Source organism: Antarcticimicrobium sp. (assembly GCF_029212575.1).
Taxonomy (GTDB): domain Bacteria; phylum Pseudomonadota; class Alphaproteobacteria; order Rhodobacterales; family Rhodobacteraceae; genus Antarcticimicrobium.
Genome location: NZ_JARGPK010000008.1, coordinates 56,192 through 72,132, shown reverse-complemented (window position 1 = coordinate 72,132; position 15,941 = coordinate 56,192). Strand labels below are relative to the sequence as shown.

Genomic DNA, 15,941 nt, shown 5'->3' with positions numbered 1-15,941 from the left:
CGTGCCGGTCTATGGCTATCGGTTCCGCGGCCAGCGCTTCGACTGCGGCTCCAAGGCCGGGTTCCTGCAGGCGACGGTGGCCTTCGCGCTGGCCCGCGACGACCTGCGCGAGGACCTGTCGCGCTACCTCGCCGAGGTGGTCCAGATCGACCGCGCCGCGCAGTGATCGAGCAGTAATCCGGACAGGTGGACCCGCAAGCCTGTTGGGCCTTGGGCGCAAGCGCGTTAGTCTGACCCGAGGGGCCACCTATCACATGGAGCGCGCATCATTCCGGTCAGGACGACAGAGACCCCGCCGGCGCGGCTGCTGGACATCACCCGGCTGATCCGCCGGGCGGGGCGGCGGCCGACCGGGATTGACCGGGTCGAGCGGGCCTATTTGCATCACCTGTCCCGCGACGCGGTGCCGCTGTTCGCGCTGATCCGAAGCTCCTGGGGCTATGTCCTGCTGGATGCGCAGGGGATCGAGGCAATCGCCGACCGGCTCGACGGCGCGCAGGATTGGGGCGGGCCCGACCTGTTGTCGCGGCTGGCGCGCCGGATGTCGCCGGACCAGCGCCGGGCGGAGAGCGATCTGCGTCGCGCCGCGCGCGCCCGCTGTCGTCCGGCCGGGCTGGCGCGGATGCTGGCGCGGCAGCTGCCGCCGGGGTTCGCCTATCTCAACGTGGGTCATTCCGATCTGGACGCGCGCACGCTGCGCGGGGTGCGTCGCGGCGGGGCGGGACGGATCGCGGTGATGATCCATGACGTGATCCCGCTGGACCACCCGCAGTACCAGCGTCCCGGCACGCCCGAGGCATTTCGCGTCAAGCTGCAACAGGTGCGGGCCCGGGCTGACCTGATCATCTACAACTCGAACGACACGAGGATCCGCACCGAGGCGCGGATGCGCGACTGGGGCGATCCGCCCGCCGGGGTGGTCGCGCACCTGGGCGTGGAACTGGCCGCGCCCGGCACGCCGCCGCCAGGGGTCGACACGGAGCGCCCCTATTTCGTGGCGCTGGGCACGATCGAGCCGCGCAAAGGGCATGACCTGCTGCTGGATATCTGGGACGGGATGGGCGCGGAGGCCCCGGGCCTGGCGATCTGCGGCGCCCGCGGCTGGAACAACCGGGCGGTGTTCGACCGGCTCGACCGGCTGCCGCCCGACAGTCCGGTGCGCGAATTGCCGGGGCTGGACGACGGGCAGATCGCCGCCCTTCTTGTCGGCTCCCGAGGGCTCTTGTTTCCCAGCCGGGCCGAGGGGTACGGGCTGCCGCCGATCGAGGCGGTGGCGCTGGGCGTACCGGTGGTGAGCACGGATTTACCCTCGGTACGCGAAATCCTCGGGAACATTCCAGTTTACGTGAAAGAATCGGACCGGTATCAATGGCATGACGCCGTCAAGGCCCTTGCCGAGGGTCCAAGGCGCGCGCGTGAGGCAGCAAGTGACGCAGGATTCGTCCCGCCGAGTTGGGAGGAACACTTCAACATCGTCTTAAGGCTAAGCTGATAGGCGCTGGGGAAGTGATCTGCAAATGGGTGAAAAGGGCGAGATTTGGGCGTATGGCAGACATATCGCCTGCGGTTGCAGCGGCAGCGCTGGCAAATCCGCGCGTTCCGCAAACGGCGCGACCTTTCGCCGGTCATTGACCGCACGGGCGCGATCCGCCGCGATGACATCCTTTTGTTCTGCACCCAGCGCAACGAACGCATACGGCTTCCGTTCTTCCTGAAGTATTACCGCGATCTCGGCGTCAACCACTTCCTGATCGTCGACAACCACAGCTCCGACGGCTCGGTGGACTATCTGCGCGATCAGGAGGACGTTTCGCTCTGGCACACAGCGGCCGGGTACAAGCGGGCCCGCTTCGGGGTGGACTGGCTGAACTGGTTGCAACGCAAACACGGTCATCGCCACTGGTGCCTGACGGTCGACCCGGACGAGTTCCTGATCTATCCCTTCTGCGATACGCGCCCGTTGCGCGCGCTGACCGACTGGCTCGATGCCTCGTCGATCAAGTCGTTTTCGGCGATGCTGCTGGACATGTACCCCAAGGGGCGGCTCGATGCGCAACCCTACAAGGAGGGGCAGGACCCGTTCGAGATCGCCCGCTGGTTCGACAGCGGCAACTACACCCTCAAAAAGAACAAGCGGTACGGCAACCTGTGGATCCAGGGCGGGCCGCGCAGCCGGGTGTTCTTTCCCGGCACGCCGGCCAAGGCGCCGGCGCTGAACAAGATCCCGCTGGTCAAATGGGACCGGAAATACACCTATGTCAGCTCCACCCACATGCTGCTGCCGCGCGGGCTGAACCAGACCTATGACGAATGGGGCGGCGAAAAGGCCAGCGGTGTCCTTCTGCACGCCAAGTTTCTCGATACCTTCTCGGCCAAGGCCGCCGAAGAGCTTGATCGCAAGCAGCATTACGCCGCCTCGGTCGAATACCGCGCCTATACCGAAAGCCTGAAAGACGACCCGGACCTCTGGTGCAAGTGGTCGGAGAAATACATCAACTGGCGCCAGCTCGAGATTCTCGGGCTGATGTCCAAGGGGAACTGGGCATGAGCGGCAGCGTCGGCATCGTCATGCTGGTGCATACCGCGCTGCACCGGGCCGAACAGGTGGCCCGGCACTGGCGCGCCGCCGGATGCCCGGTGGTGATCCACGTCGACAAGAAGGTGCCGCAGGGCACCTTTGCCCGTTTCAAGGCGGCGCTGTCGGACGATCCCGGCGTCCTGTTCAGCCCGCGGCGCCGTTGCGAATGGGGGACCTGGGGGATCGTGGCGGCGACGCAGGCGGCGGCCGGCCTGATGCTGGACCGGTTCGACGAGGTGCGCCATGTCTACCTCGCGTCCGGCTCCTGCCTGCCTCTGCGCCCGGTGCCGGAGCTGGTCGATTACCTCGCCGCGCGACCGCAAACCGATTTTATCGAGAGCGCGACCACCGCCGACGTGCCCTGGACAGTTGGCGGGCTGGACGAGGAGAGGTTCACCCTGCGCTTCCCGTTTTCGTGGAAACGCCAGCGGCGGCTGTTCGACCTCTATGTCGAGGTCCAGCGCCGGATCGGGTACAAACGCCGGATTCCCGCCGGGCTTGTCCCGCATATGGGCAGCCAGTGGTGGTGCCTGACCCGCCAGACGCTCTCGGCAATCCTGGAGGACCCGCGGCGAAAGACATACGAACGGTACTTCCGCCGCGTCTGGATTCCCGACGAGAGCTATTTCCAGACCTTGGCCCGGAAATATTCGATCAACATCGAAAGCAGGTCGCTCACCCTGTCGAAATTCGATTTTCAGGGCAAGCCACACATATTCTACGACGATCACCTGCAATTGCTGCGCCGGTCCGACTGTTTCGTTGCGCGCAAGATCTGGCCGCGCGCCGACCGCCTGTACAAGGCGTTCCTGACCGACAGTGGCGGCGCGATGAAACGGACCGAACCGAACCCGGGCAAGATCGACCGCATCTTTGCCAAGGCGGTCGAGCGGCGCACGCGCGGGCGGCCGGGGCTCTACATGCAAAGCCGGTTTCCGAACCCGGGCTGGGAAAACGGGCTGACCGCGACCCCCTATTCCGTGTTCCAGGGGTTTACGGAGCTGTTCGAAGGGTTCGAGGGCTGGCTGGCCCGAACCACCGGTGCCAGGGTGCACGGGCATCTTTTCGCGCCGGAACGGGTTGAGTTCGCCGGTGACCAGGAGGTGATCAACGGCGCGCTCAGCGACAGCGCCGCCCACCGCGATTATGAACCGGCGGCCTTTCTCACCAACCTGATCTGGAACACCCGGGGGGAACGCCAGTGTTTCCAGTTCGGCCCACGCGACAATCAGAAGATCAACTGGACCATCACCCGCGACCCCAACGCCCAGATTTCCGTCATTACCGGCGCCTGGGCGGTTCCGTTGTTTCGCTCCAACAGTAATTTCGCCGATCTGCGCAAGCAGGCGGCCAAGCTGCAGCGGATCGAGAACAGGCAGCTGGACATCCTGCGCGCCTCCCGGGCCAAGGCGCGGGTCCGGATCTGGAACATGGCCGAATTCGTCGAGGCGCCGATGGAACCGCTTCAAACCATATTGGGCGAGCTGGGCTCGGCCGCGCCGCGCCATCTGAACGAGGCGCCGAAGATGGTCGATCTGACCGGCTTCGGGCAGTTTCTGCAAAATCTCAAGAACCAGGGGATGCACCCCTATCTGATGGGGGATTTCCCGGTGAACCACGACCCGGTCACGCAGACCAAGCCAGCCCGCAAACCCTATCTGGTGCGGTGATCGGAGATGGGTGAATTCGATTATTTCGTGATCTTCGCCGAGATGCGCACCGGCTCCAATTTCCTGGAGACCAACCTTAATGCGCTCGCGGGTGTGGCCTGCCGGGGCGAGGCGTTCAACCCGCATTTCATCGGCTATCCGAACCGTGACGAGTTTCTCGGCATCACCCGCGAGGCGCGCGATGACGATCCGCTGGCCCTCATTGCGGCGGTGCGCGGCGACCCGGACGGGCTCGGCGGGTTCCGCTATTTCCACGATCACGACCCGCGCGTGCTGGACCCGATGCTGGACGATCCGCGCTGTGCCAAGATCGTGCTCACCCGCAACCCGCTCGACAGCTATGTCTCGTGGAAGATCGCCCAGACCACCGGCCAGTGGAAACTGACCGACGTGAAACGGCGCAAGGCCGCCAAGGCGCGGTTCGATGCCAATGAATTCGCCGATCACGTCGAGGCGTTGCAAGGGTTTCAGCGCCTGCTGCTGCACCGTCTCCAGACCAGCGGGCAGACCGCCTTTTACATCGCCTACGAGGATCTGCACGACCTTGACGTGATGAACGGGCTGGCAAAGTGGCTGGGGGTGGGGGCGCGGCTCGACCAGCTGGATCAGAGCCTCAAGCCGCAGAACCCGATCCCGACGACCGAAAAGGTCACCAACCCCGAGGAGATGACCTCGGCCCTGGCCGGACTCGACCGGTTCAACCTGACACGCACCCCCAATTTCGAACCGCGCCGCGGCCCGGCGGTGCCCACTTACGTCGCCGCGGCAGAGACGCCGCTGCTTTACATGCCGGTGCGCGGCGGTCCGGAGGCGGCGGTCGCAGGCTGGCTTGCCGCGCTCGACGGCATCGAGGCCGAGGCGCTGCCGCGCAAGATGACGCAAAAGGACCTGCGGCATTGGAAGCGTCAGCATCCCGGCCACCGCAGCTTTACCGTGCTGCGTCACCCGGTGGCGCGGGCGCATCACGTGTTCTGCACCCGCATCCTGGACGACGGGCCGGGCAGTTTCCGCCAGATCCGCGACACGCTGCGCCGCAAGTTCAAGCTGCCACTGCCGAAATCCGCGCCCGGCGACGGCTATGACGCCGACGCGCATCGCGCCGCCTTCCTCGGGTTCCTCGATTTCGTCAAGATGAACCTTGCCGGGCAGACCGCGGTCCGCGTCGACGGGGCCTGGGGCACCCAGGCCCAGATGCTGTCCGGGTTTGCCGATTTTGCCCTGCCCGATCTGGTGCTGCGCGAAGACGAAATGGCGCACCTCCTGCCGGAGCTTGCCCGGCGGGTGGGCCACGGCGCGCCTCCGGCACCGGCGCCGGCCGCAGCACAGGGGCCGGTCGCCCTGTCAGAGATCTACGATGCCGCCCTGGAAGAGCGCGTCGCAGACATCTATCAGCGCGATTACATGATGTTCGGGTTCGAATCCTGGGGCGCGGACTAGCCGCGCCTCAGGCCGCGACCGGCTGTGCCTCGGTCAGCAGGGTGTAGAGCGTGGCGGCATCCGGGTTGGCCCGCAGCTTGCCGCACAGCGCCGGGTCACGCAGGGTGCGCGACACCAGCGCCAGCGCCTTCAGATGCTCCACCCCGCTCTCCTCCGGGGCGAACAGGGAAAAGGCGATATCGATCGGCTGGCGGTCCGCCGCGCCGAAGTCGATCGGCTTTTCCAGCATCAGAAAGATGCCGACCACGCCGTCAAGCTCCGGCATCCGCGCATGCGGCAGGGCAACGCCATGGCCCACACCTGTCGGGCCAAGGCTTTCGCGTTCAAGCAGCGCATCGACCGTGTCCTGGGCATCCAGCCCATAGACGGTCTGGGCGACGTCGCCGATTTCCTGGAACAGACGTTTCTTGCTGGACGCGGCAGAAAATACCTTCACCGCCTCAGGCTTGAGGATGCTCACAAGTGCCATCAATGATTGCTCCGCTCCAGCACCGCCCGGCGCTTCTCGCTGTTAACTGTCCGCCTGCGGGTCGATCCAGCCGATATTGCCGTCGTCGCGTCGGTACACGACATTGAACCCGCGCTTTTTCTCGTTGCGGAAAACCAAAACCGGGGCGCCCGCCAGCTCCATCTGCATCACGGCCTCGCCAACGCTGAGAGAGGGAATCTTGGTCTCCATCTCGGCAACGATGATCGGCTGCAGGGTATCAGGCTCGGAATCGTCGGTCTGCTCGTCCGCGGCGAGGATATACGAGGACGCACCGAAGAGTTCAACCGGTTCTGTCCGATCGCGATGATGGTCCTTCAGCCGCCGCTTGTAACGGCGCAGCTGCTTTTCCATCTTGTCGCGGCAGGCGTCGAAGGCACCGTAGATTTCAGTCGCATGCGCCTTGGCCGTCGCGGTCAGCCCGGTGGACAGGTGCACGGTGGCCTCGCAGACGTATTCATGCGCATTGCGGGAAAAGATGACGTTGGCGTCGGTCGGGCGCTCGGCGTACTTCTTGACCGCCGCGTTCAGTTCTTCCTGAACGTGGGTCTGAAGGGCTGTGCCGATATCGATCTGTTTTCCGCTGATCTGGTAGCGCATGTGCTCTCCTTTTCATTTTACACCCGGCCCGCGCCGGTGATCCGGCTTACGTCATCTGCGGGTGGTGGGGAATGGCCCGGCTGCGGAAAGTGCACGACCGGGCCCTGTCAAAAAGGCCGGATCGGAAACTGCATCGAACTGCATGCGTGCCATCCTTTCATTGAGGCGAGATGCGGGCCAAGAGTCAACGTATCGCGTTACCGATAAGCGGAAAATCGGGTCGCACCTGCTGCCGTGTCGGGGTCATGAAATCCGGAAACTCTCGCCAAGATAGACGCGGCGCACGTTTTCGTTCTCCACCACCTCGCCCGGCGTGCCCGACATCAAAACCCGCCCGTCATGCAGGATATAGGCACGATCGACGATCTCCAGCGTCTCGCGCACGTTGTGATCGGTGATCAGCACGCCGATTCCGCGCTTCTTGAGGTCCGCGACAAGGTGACGGATATCGCCCACGCTGATGGGATCGACCCCGGCAAAGGGCTCGTCCAGCAACAGGTATTTCGGATCCGCGGCCAGGCAGCGGGCAATCTCCACGCGGCGCCGCTCGCCGCCCGAAAGGGCCAGCGCCGGTGCCCTGCGCAGATGCTCGATTGAAAAATCCGAAAGCAGTTCCTCCAGCCGTTCCCGCCGGCTGTGCGGGTCGCGCTCCGAAATTTCCAGCACCGCAAGGATGTTGTCTTCGACACTCAGCCCGCGAAAGATCGACATCTCCTGCGGCAGGTATCCGATGCCCATCTTGGCGCGCCGGTACATCGGCAGGTTGGTCACGTTCTGGCCGTCCAGCGTCACCCTGCCCGCCTCGGGAAAGACCAGCCCGGCAATGGCGTAAAAGCTGGTTGTCTTGCCCGATCCGTTGGGACCAAGCAGCGCCACCACCTCGCCGCGGTCCAGCGTCATCGAAACGTCGCGAATCACCACCCGTTTGCGGTACGACTTGCGCACGCTTTCCACGCGAAGGCCCAATCCCCCTTCGGTGACCGTCAGATCGGGTATGGTCATCAGTTGTCGCCGCCCGAATTCTGGCCCGAATTCTGGCCCGGGTTCAGGATCGTCTTGACCCGCCCGGCCATCTCGGCGGTGCCCGTGGTCAGGTTGACCACCATGCGGTCCGAACTCAGCAGGCTCGGCCCCTGGGTCAGCAGCACATTGCCCGACATCACCACCACGCCGCTGTCGATACTGTATTCCGCGCGGTCGGATTCGGCGGCGTCCGGCCCGTTGACCAGAACCACCTCGCCGGTCGCCTCGAGCCGCGCAATCCGGCTGGCGGCGCTGTCATAGATCACAAAGACGCGGTCGGCGGTCATGCGCATCGCGCCCTGGATCACCAGAACCTCGCCGGAAAACTCGGCCGACCCATCGGTCTGGTTCACGTTCAGGCTGTCGGCGGTCACCTCGACCGGCTGGCTCGGGTCCGCGGGCGATGTCCCGAAGGCCACGCGGGTCTCCTGCGCCAATCCGGGACCGGAGCCGACAAGAACCGCAAGACAGACGAAAAGGGCTCGAAAATAGGGCAAATTCTATTGCTCCGGTGACTTTTTGGGATCGTATATCAGTTTCACGCCATTTTTGAAAAGCATATGCGTTGCTCCACCCGGGTTTTTCGCGCCGATCTCCATCCTTCCGGCGGTCAACCGTCCCACCGGGCCGGTTGCGCGCACCTCGCCGGGGGTGCTGGCGCGGAAATCGCCGATGGTGGTGTCCAGCCTGTCGGTCCGCACCGTATAGCCGGTGCTGGTGGTGATCTCTACCGCGCCGGAAAAGCTGGCCTCGTCGGTGTCGGGGTCGATGGTGCCAAGCTCCGAGCGCAGCTCGATCTGCCCGCCCTTGACCAGCGTCACCTTGGCGTTCAACGCCTCGGCCTCGGCCAACCCGCCGCTGCCCGTCGGCCGGGCCAGTCGCGCGCTCACCGTAATCTCGTCGCCGCTGTCGGTGGTGCTGGAATAGAACGGCGCGGTGATCTGCTGGCCGCGCACCCGTTCTTCCACCTCGTGGCGGGCAAACGGCAGCGTGGCGGTCGGCTCGAGGCTGCGCGACAGCAGGAACAGCATCGACAGCAGCGCCACCGCCGCCAGCGGCAGGATCACCTTCAGGTAGGCTACGAAGCGCGAATAGCTGTCCATCCCCGCCCCGGTTCAGCCGAGGCCTGCGCGAAGGCAGTCATGGATATGCAGCAATCCCTGCGCAGCCGGCGGGCCGTCGGGATCGACCACGAACAGGCAGGTGATCTTGCGCGCGTTCATCAGCGCCAGCGCCTCCTCGGCCAGGGCGTCGGGCCCGATCGTGGTGGGATTCGGTGTCATCACGTCGGCGGCGCAAAGCTGCAACAGCCCGTCCATGTGGCGCCGCAGGTCGCCGTCGGTGATGATCCCGGCCAGCGCGCCCTGCGCGTCGGTCACACCGGCCACGCCGAACCCCTTCTGGCTGATCTCCAGCAGCGTGTCGCTCATCGGGGCGCCGGCCGGCACCGTGGGCAGCGCGTCGCCGGCATGCATCAGGTCGCGCACCTTGCTCAGCCGGGCCCCCAGCTTGCCGCCGGGATGGAACTCGCGGAAATGCGCAGGCGTGAATTCGCGGTGCTCCATCAGCGCCACCGCCAGCGCATCGCCCAGCGCCAGCGTCATCGTGGTCGAGGTGGTGGGCACCACGCCGGTGTTGCAGGCCTCCTCCACCTGCGGCAGCACCAGCGCCACGTCGGATTGCCGCAACAGGGTCGAGTCAGCCCGGCTCGCCACCCCGATCAACGGGATCGAGAAGCGGCGGGTATAGGCCACGAGGTCGGCCAGTTCCGGCGTCTCGCCCGAGTTTGACAGCACCAGCGCCACGTCCCCGCGCGCCATCATGCCCAGATCGCCATGGCTGGCCTCGGCCGGGTGGACGAATTGCGCCGGCGTACCGGTGCTGGCCAGCGTTGCCGCGATCTTGCGCGCGATATGGCCGGATTTGCCCATTCCGCTGACCACCACCCGCCCGCTGGCCTGCAGCAGGGTTTCCACCGCGCGGTCGAAATCGCCGTTCAGCCCCCCGGCCAGTTGCCGCAGCCCCTCGGCCTCGGTCTCGATGACCCGCCGGGCGATATCCTGAAACCGGCTCATGAATGCGCGAAGATGTCGATCTCGGGCCAGCCTTCGAGGTCCAGCCTGGCCCGCGTCGGCAGGAAATCGAAACAGGACCGCGCCAGCTCGGTCCGCCCCTCGCGGGCCAGCCGCTTGTCCAGTTCTTCGCGCAGACGGTGCAGGTAAAGCACGTCGGAGGCCGCGTAATCGAGCTGCGCGCCGGTCAGATCCTCGGCGCCCCAGTCGCTCATCTGCTGCTGCTTGGAGATGTCGACGCCGATCAGTTCCGCTGTCAGGTTCTTCAGCCCGTGCCGGTCGGTATAGGTGCGCACCAGCCGGCTGGCGATCTTGGTGCAATAGACCGGCGCGGCCAGCGCGCCAAAGGCGTTGTACATCGCGGCGATATCGAAGCGGCCGAAATGAAAGAGCTTCAGAACATCCGGGTTCTCCAGCATCCGCGCGAGGTTCGGCGCCTGCGTCTGGCCCTTGGCCACCTGAACGATATGCGCATCGCCATCGCCGCCCGACATCTGGATCACGCACAGCCGGTCGCGGTGCGGGTTCAGCCCCATCGTCTCGCAATCGATGGCGACCACGGGGCCGAGGTCGAGCCCGTCGGGCAGGTCGTTCTGGTAAAGATGGTTCGCCACGTCGGGGGGTCCTCGCTGTTTGCCGCAATGTCCGGCCATAGCGGTGGAAATAGGCGCTTTGGCGGGCAAACTCAACTATCGCGGCGGGGCCTTGCACCGGCGCCTGCGCCGCGCGATCCTGCCGCGATGCCCGCATCGCCGGGCTCGACCCCATGCCCGGAGCTTCAACCCTGACCTCACCGGAACCCCAGCCCCCTGCCGGATTGACCGCGCGGCTGCGCCAGAGCGGTCATCTGGCCGCCGATCCCGACCCGGTGCCGCTGGCGGGCGGGCGCACCAACAGGGTCTGGCGGCTGCGCGGGAAATTGTACGATCTGGTCCTGAAACTCTACGTTTCGGAGGGCGCGACGCCGCTGTTCGCCAACGATCCGGCGCGCGAGGCGGCCTGTCTCGCCGCCCTGTCCGGATGCGGTCTCGCTCCCGAACGGGTGGCGGGGGATGCCGGCGCAACCCACCCTTGGGTGCTCTATCGCCATCTGCCGGGTGCGCATTGGGTGTCCGGGGCCGGGACGGCGGCGCGTCTTTTGGCGCGGGTGCACGCGCATGGGCCGGTCGTCGGGTTGCCCGCCGCCCCCGACGGCAGCGCCGAGATCACGCGCCAAACCCTTGAAATCCTGTCGCTTTGCCACCCCTCCGGGGCAGACGAGCTTCGGCGCCTGCAGCCGGGCGGCTCGGTTTCGCCCTCGGGCCAGTGTCGGCTGCTGCACGGCGATCCGGTGCCGGGCAATATCGTGGTGCAGGGCGATCAGGCCGCGCTGATCGACTGGCAATGCCCGGCGCTGGGCGATCCGGCCGGCGATCTGGCGATCTTCGCCTCGCCCGCGATGCAGCAGGTGTATCGCGGAACCCCCCTGAGCAACGCGGAAATCGACGCGTTTCTAAGGGCTTACCCGGAGCGCGCCACGGCGGACCGTTTCCTTGCCCTGCGGCCCTGGTATCATTGGCGCATGGCGGCCTATTGCCAGTACCAGGTTGACTGCGGGCACAGGGATTACGCCGAAGGTCTGGCGCTGGAGCGCGCGGCGCTCAGGTGCTACGCCCCCTCGGCGCGGTAGTCGGTGCGCCCGACCGAGACATAGGCAACAAAACCCGCCCGTTTCGCATCGCGCGCGGAATAGATGTTGCGCAGATCGGCCAGCGCCGGGGTGGCCATCTTTTTCGCCAGCCGCTTGAGATTCAGCGCGCGGAACTCGTTCCACTCGGTCAGGATCACCAGCGCGTCGGCGTTCTGCGCCGCCTTGTAAGCATCCTCGACCCAATGCACCCCCGGCAGCAGGTCTTCGCCCTCGCGCCGGCCCTGCGGATCGACCACCCGAACCCGCGCGCCGGCACCGATCAGGGCGGGGATGATGGTCAGACTGGGGGCCTCGCGCATGTCGTCGGTGTTGGGCTTGAAGGTCACGCCCAGCACCGCCACGGTTTTTCCGGCCAGATGCCCGCCCATCATGTCGGTGATCTTCTCGGTCATCCGGCGGCGGGTCTCATCATTGACCTTGATCACCGTCTCGGTGATCTGCATCGGGATCGCGTGATCCTGTCCGATCCGGGCCAATGCCTTGGTATCCTTTGGAAAACACGATCCGCCATAGCCGGGGCCGGCGTGCAGGAACTTGTTGCCGATGCGCCCGTCGAGGCCCATGCCCTTGCTCACCTGCTTGATGTCGGCGCCGACCCGTTCGCAAAGCGCGGCGATCTCGTTGATGAAGGTGATCTTGGTCGCGAGAAAGGCGTTGGCGGCGTATTTGATCATCTCGGCGCTTTCCAGATCGGTGGTGATGATCGGAAATTCGCGCAGGTAGAGCGGGCGATAGATCTCTTCCATGAGCTCGGCGGCGCGGTCGTTCTGCACCCCGACGACAACGCGGTCGGGCTTCATGAAATCCTCGATCGCGGCGCCTTCGCGCAGGAACTCTGGGTTGCTGGCCACGTCGAACTCCGCCTTCGGGTTGGCCTTGGCGATGGTCTGCTTGACCTGCCGGTTGGTGCCGACCGGAACCGTGGATTTGGTCACCACCACCGCGTAGCCGGTCAGCGCTCGGGCGATCTCCTCGGCCGCCGCCATCACATAGGTCAGATCGGCATGCCCGTCGCCGCGCCGGGTCGGGGTGCCGACGGCGATGAACACCGCCTCGGCCCCGTCCACCGCCGCCGGCAGGTCGGTGGAAAAGGACAACCGCCCGCTCTCCACGTTCTTCTGGATCAGCGCGTCGAGCCCGGGCTCATAGATCGGCACCTCGCCGCGCTCCAGCATGGCGATCTTGTCGGGGTTCTTGTCGACGCAGATCACATCGTGACCGAAATCCGAGAAACACACGCCCGAAACCAGACCGACATAGCCTGTCCCGATCATCGCAATCTTCATATGCCCGCCCTCAAGCCCGGTTTTTCTCAGGGATGGGCGATCCGGCGCGACCTGTCAACCAAGGCGGGCGCGGGTCGGTCACAGATCGCCGAGCGCCAGCGCGGCATAGAGCGGCGGCATCAGCAGCCGCCGCGCCCGGCCCAGCGGAAAGCGCCGCATCGGGTGGCGCATCGGCTCGGGATAGGGCAGATCGGGCGCGCGGCCCTGCGCCAGATCGGCCAGAAGCCGACCCGCATAGCTGCCCATCGCCACCCCGTTGCCGTGATAGGCCAGCCCTGCGAAAAGGCCCGGTTCGCCCGGCACCGGCCCGGCAAAGGGCACGCGATTGCGCGCAAGACAGACCATGCCGGACCACATATGCGCGCTCTCGACGCCGCGCCAGGCCGGGAACATCGCCTCGAAATCGGCGCGCGTGCGGGCCCGCGCCGCGGCCTCGGCCCGGGGGGTGGAGGTCAGCCCGCCGCGCATCCCGAACAGGAACCGCCGGTCCGGCATCAGCCGGAAATAATGCAGCAGGTTGCGGGTGTCATAGGCCATCTGGTCGCTGGTCCAGCCCTGCGCGGCCAGTTCGGCATCGGTCAGCGGCCGGGTCACCAGCACGGTGGATTGCGCCGGTATGTAGCGCCCGGCGAGCCAGCCGGGGACATCCTCGCTGGAATACCCGTTGGTGCAAAGCAGCACCGTTCCGGCCTGCAGGTCCCCCTGCGGCAAGGCGATGCGATAGGTGGTGCCGGTTTTGCCGATCCGCTGTGCCGGGCTCTTCTGATAAAGCCGCGCGCCGGCCGCTGCGGCGGCGCGCGCCAGCCCCAGCACGTATTTGCGCGGATTGAGGCCGAACCCCACCGGCCGGGTCAGGGCGCCGTGGAACGACCCGGCCATGCCCTCGCCGGCAAGACCGGCGGGTTCGGTCACAACCGCCCCATCTTCGGCCTCGGCGGCGCGGCGCAGGCGGTCCATCGCGCGCCGGTTGTGGGCCAGCTGGGTTTCGCCGCGTGAATGGGTGTCGGCGTTGATCCCCAGACGGTCGAGCAGCCGGGCGACCAGGTGCACCGCCTCGACCTCGGCCCGATGGAAATCACGCGCCTGCTCTGGTCCATAAGCCCGGGCGAACTGCGCGGCGCTGAGCTTGGCGCCGCCAAGGCAGCAAAAACCGCCGTTGCGCCCGGAGGCGCCCCAGCCGGGATACTCCGCGTCGAGCAGGGCAACGTCGGCCCCGGCCTCGGCCAGGTGCAGGGCGGCGGACAATCCGGTGAACCCGCCGCCGATCACCGCGACATCGGCCCGCAGATCGCCGCGCGCCTCGGGCCAGTCAGGCCGCGTTGCGGTTTCATCCCACCAGCAGCCCATCCGCGGCGCATCGGAATAGGCATAGGAACCGAAGATCCGCCTCATTGCGCGCGGGCCGCTTCCTGTTCGTCTTTCTGTTGGCGCACCATGCTGCGCTTGGACACCAGCGAGGCGGCAATCACACCCACCGTGACGATGGAGATCATGACCGTCGAAAGCGCGTTGATCTCGGGGCTGACCCCGAGCCGCACCGCCGAGAAAATCTTGATCGGCAGCGTGGTCGAGGACGGACCGGCGGTGAAGGAGGCGATCACCAGATCGTCGAGCGAGAGCGTAAAGGCGAGCAGCCAGCCCGAGATGACCGCCGGTGCGATGATCGGCAGGGTGACCAGCCGAAACGCTTGTGCCGGCGAACAGCCCAGATCCAGCGCCGCCTCTTCCAGCGACTTGTCAAAGGTCACCAGCCGCGACGACACCACGACCGAGACATAGCACATCGAAAAGGTTGTATGCGCCAGCACGATGGTCAGCACCCCGCGATCCAGCCCGATACCGATGAACAGCAGCAGCAGCGACAGGCCGGTAATCACCTCGGGCATCACCAGCGGCGCGTAGATCATGCCGGAAAACAACGTCCGGCCGAGGAACCGGCCGCCGCGCACCAGCACATAGGCCGCCATCGTGCCCAGAACCGTGGCGATGGAGGACGATAGCACCGCCACCTTCAGCGTGACCCAGGCGGCGTCGAGAAACGCCTCGTTTCCAAGCAGTTCACCATACCACTTGGTCGAGAACCCGGCCCAGACGGTCACCAGCTTGCTCGCGTTGAAGCTGAAGATCACCAGGATCACCATCGGGATGTAGAGAAACGCGAAGCCCAGGGTCAGCGATACGGTGTTGAACCAGCTCAGCCTGTTCATTGTTCCGCCTCCGCCTGTTTCTGCTGGTTGCGCTGGAACAGCACGATGGGAATGACAAGGATCGCCAGCAGGATGATCGCCACGGCGCTGGCCACCGGCCAGTCGCGGTTGGAAAAGAACTCCTCCCACAGCACCTTGCCGATCATCAGCGTGCCCGATCCGCCCAGCAGCGAGGGGATCACAAACTCGCCCAGCGCCGGGATGAAGACAAGGAAGCTGCCCGCCGCGATCCCGTTGCGGGACAGCGGCACGGTGACCAGCCAGAAGGCCGAGAGCCGCGAACAGCCCAGATCCTCGGCCGCCTCGATCAGCGATTCGTCCAGCCGGTCCAGCGCGGCATAGATCGGCAGGATCATGAACGGCAGGTAGGTATAGACGATGCCGATGTAGACGGCGGTGTTGGTGTTGAGGATGGTCAGCGGCTCGTTGATGATGCCGAGCCACATCAGGAACTGGTTCAGGAACCCCTCCTGGCTGAGGATGCCCATCCAGGCGTAGACCCGGATCAGGAAACTGGTCCAGAACGGCAGGATGACCAGCATCATCAGGGTGGGTCGCCACTCCTCCGGGGCGCGGGCCATGGCATAGGCGATCGGATAGCCCACCGCCAGGGTGATCGCGGTCGAGATCAGCGCGATCCAGAGGCTGCTGAGGTAGGCCTTCCAATAGAGGTCGTCCTGGGTCAGCCAGGTGAAATTCTCGAAATCGAGCGCGGAAAAGAACGCCCTGACCCCCGCCCACCCGGCAGAGAAATCCAGTGTCGGCGTATAGGGCGGGATCGCCAGCGCGATGTCGGAGAGCGAGATCTTGAAGACGATGACAAAGGGCACCAGGAACAGCGCCAGAAGCCAGAAGTAGGGGACCGCGATCAAAAGGAACCGGCGCATCGCG

The 15,941-nt window shown here is 65.9% G+C and carries 16 protein-coding genes and 1 pseudogene; 6 read left to right on the top strand and 11 right to left on the bottom strand.

Translation table 11 applies throughout. The features are described 5' to 3' along the window. The 5 genes and pseudogenes from P1U75_RS01200 to P1U75_RS01180 all read left to right on the top strand — a co-directional run. Window positions 1-166 (top strand): annotated as a pseudogene (locus P1U75_RS01200) (UTP--glucose-1-phosphate uridylyltransferase); the annotation flags it as partial. 213 nt (window positions 167-379) lie between these two features. Further along, window positions 380-1,492, top strand: a complete 1,113-nt coding sequence (locus P1U75_RS01195) for a glycosyltransferase (protein WP_300238749.1) — start codon at window positions 380-382, stop codon at window positions 1,490-1,492. Between the two features lie 45 nt (window positions 1,493-1,537). Beyond that, window positions 1,538-2,548: a glycosyltransferase family 2 protein gene (locus P1U75_RS01190; protein ID WP_300238747.1), complete on the top strand. Its 1,011-nt coding sequence runs from the start codon at window positions 1,538-1,540 to the stop codon at window positions 2,546-2,548. After that, window positions 2,545-4,248 carry a beta-1,6-N-acetylglucosaminyltransferase gene (locus P1U75_RS01185; RefSeq protein WP_300238745.1) on the top strand — a complete coding sequence of 568 codons (1,704 nt, stop codon included), beginning with the start codon at window positions 2,545-2,547 and terminating at the stop codon, window positions 4,246-4,248. The genes P1U75_RS01190 and P1U75_RS01185 overlap by 4 nt, the downstream gene beginning before the upstream one ends. A 6-nt stretch (window positions 4,249-4,254) precedes the next feature. Continuing rightward, window positions 4,255-5,685 (top strand): nodulation protein NodH, encoded by a 1,431-nt coding sequence (locus P1U75_RS01180; protein ID WP_300238743.1) that lies wholly within the window; start codon window positions 4,255-4,257, stop codon window positions 5,683-5,685. A gap of 7 nt (window positions 5,686-5,692) precedes the next feature. Here the strand turns inward: P1U75_RS01180 and P1U75_RS01175 are convergent, their stop codons facing one another. The 7 genes from P1U75_RS01175 to P1U75_RS01145 all read right to left on the bottom strand — a co-directional run bounded on the left by P1U75_RS01175 (window position 5,693) and on the right by P1U75_RS01145 (window position 10,481). Further along, on the bottom strand, window positions 5,693-6,154 hold the full coding sequence (locus P1U75_RS01175; protein ID WP_300238741.1) for a PTS sugar transporter subunit IIA: 462 nt from the start codon (window positions 6,152-6,154) through the stop codon (window positions 5,693-5,695). Between the two features lie 42 nt (window positions 6,155-6,196). After that, window positions 6,197-6,772: a ribosome-associated translation inhibitor RaiA gene (gene raiA, locus P1U75_RS01170; protein WP_300238739.1), complete on the bottom strand. Its 576-nt coding sequence runs from the start codon at window positions 6,770-6,772 to the stop codon at window positions 6,197-6,199. Between the two features lie 243 nt (window positions 6,773-7,015). After that, complete coding sequence (gene lptB, locus P1U75_RS01165) at window positions 7,016-7,774, bottom strand: LPS export ABC transporter ATP-binding protein (RefSeq protein ID WP_300238737.1); 759 nt, start codon at window positions 7,772-7,774, stop codon at window positions 7,016-7,018. After that, the gene (locus P1U75_RS01160; protein WP_300238735.1) at window positions 7,774-8,292 is read right to left on the bottom strand and encodes an LptA/OstA family protein; all 519 of its coding nucleotides are present in this window, start codon (window positions 8,290-8,292) and stop codon (window positions 7,774-7,776) included. The genes lptB and P1U75_RS01160 overlap by 1 nt, the downstream gene beginning before the upstream one ends. Before the next feature lie 3 nt (window positions 8,293-8,295). Beyond that, window positions 8,296-8,898 (bottom strand): hypothetical protein, encoded by a 603-nt coding sequence (locus tag P1U75_RS01155; RefSeq protein WP_300238733.1) that lies wholly within the window; start codon window positions 8,896-8,898, stop codon window positions 8,296-8,298. A 12-nt stretch (window positions 8,899-8,910) separates the two neighbouring features. Then, window positions 8,911-9,870, bottom strand: coding sequence for a KpsF/GutQ family sugar-phosphate isomerase (locus tag P1U75_RS01150; RefSeq protein ID WP_300238731.1), 960 nt, complete (start codon window positions 9,868-9,870; stop codon window positions 8,911-8,913). After that, entirely contained in the window at window positions 9,867-10,481 is a 615-nt protein-coding gene (locus P1U75_RS01145) for a ribonuclease H-like domain-containing protein (protein ID WP_300238728.1), read from the bottom strand. The genes P1U75_RS01150 and P1U75_RS01145 overlap by 4 nt, the downstream gene beginning before the upstream one ends. A 152-nt stretch (window positions 10,482-10,633) precedes the next feature. Here P1U75_RS01145 and P1U75_RS01140 point away from each other — a divergent pair, with 152 nt between their 5' ends. Then, window positions 10,634-11,536: an aminoglycoside phosphotransferase family protein gene (locus P1U75_RS01140; RefSeq protein WP_300238726.1), complete on the top strand. Its 903-nt coding sequence runs from the start codon at window positions 10,634-10,636 to the stop codon at window positions 11,534-11,536. Here P1U75_RS01140 and P1U75_RS01135 read toward each other — a convergent pair. From P1U75_RS01135 to P1U75_RS01120, 4 genes are all read right to left on the bottom strand, one after another. After that, window positions 11,515-12,843 carry a UDP-glucose/GDP-mannose dehydrogenase family protein gene (locus tag P1U75_RS01135; RefSeq protein WP_300238724.1) on the bottom strand — a complete coding sequence of 443 codons (1,329 nt, stop codon included), beginning with the start codon at window positions 12,841-12,843 and terminating at the stop codon, window positions 11,515-11,517. The genes P1U75_RS01140 and P1U75_RS01135 overlap by 22 nt on opposite strands. Before the next feature lie 78 nt (window positions 12,844-12,921). Then, window positions 12,922-14,235 (bottom strand): FAD-binding oxidoreductase, encoded by a 1,314-nt coding sequence (locus P1U75_RS01130; protein WP_300238722.1) that lies wholly within the window; start codon window positions 14,233-14,235, stop codon window positions 12,922-12,924. Next, a complete protein-coding gene (locus P1U75_RS01125; protein ID WP_300238720.1) occupies window positions 14,232-15,050 on the bottom strand; it encodes an ABC transporter permease in 819 nt (272 codons plus the stop codon). The genes P1U75_RS01130 and P1U75_RS01125 overlap by 4 nt, the downstream gene beginning before the upstream one ends. After that, window positions 15,047-15,937, bottom strand: coding sequence for an ABC transporter permease subunit (locus tag P1U75_RS01120; protein ID WP_300238717.1), 891 nt, complete (start codon window positions 15,935-15,937; stop codon window positions 15,047-15,049). The genes P1U75_RS01125 and P1U75_RS01120 overlap by 4 nt, the downstream gene beginning before the upstream one ends. Between the last annotated feature and the right edge of the window lie 4 nt (window positions 15,938-15,941).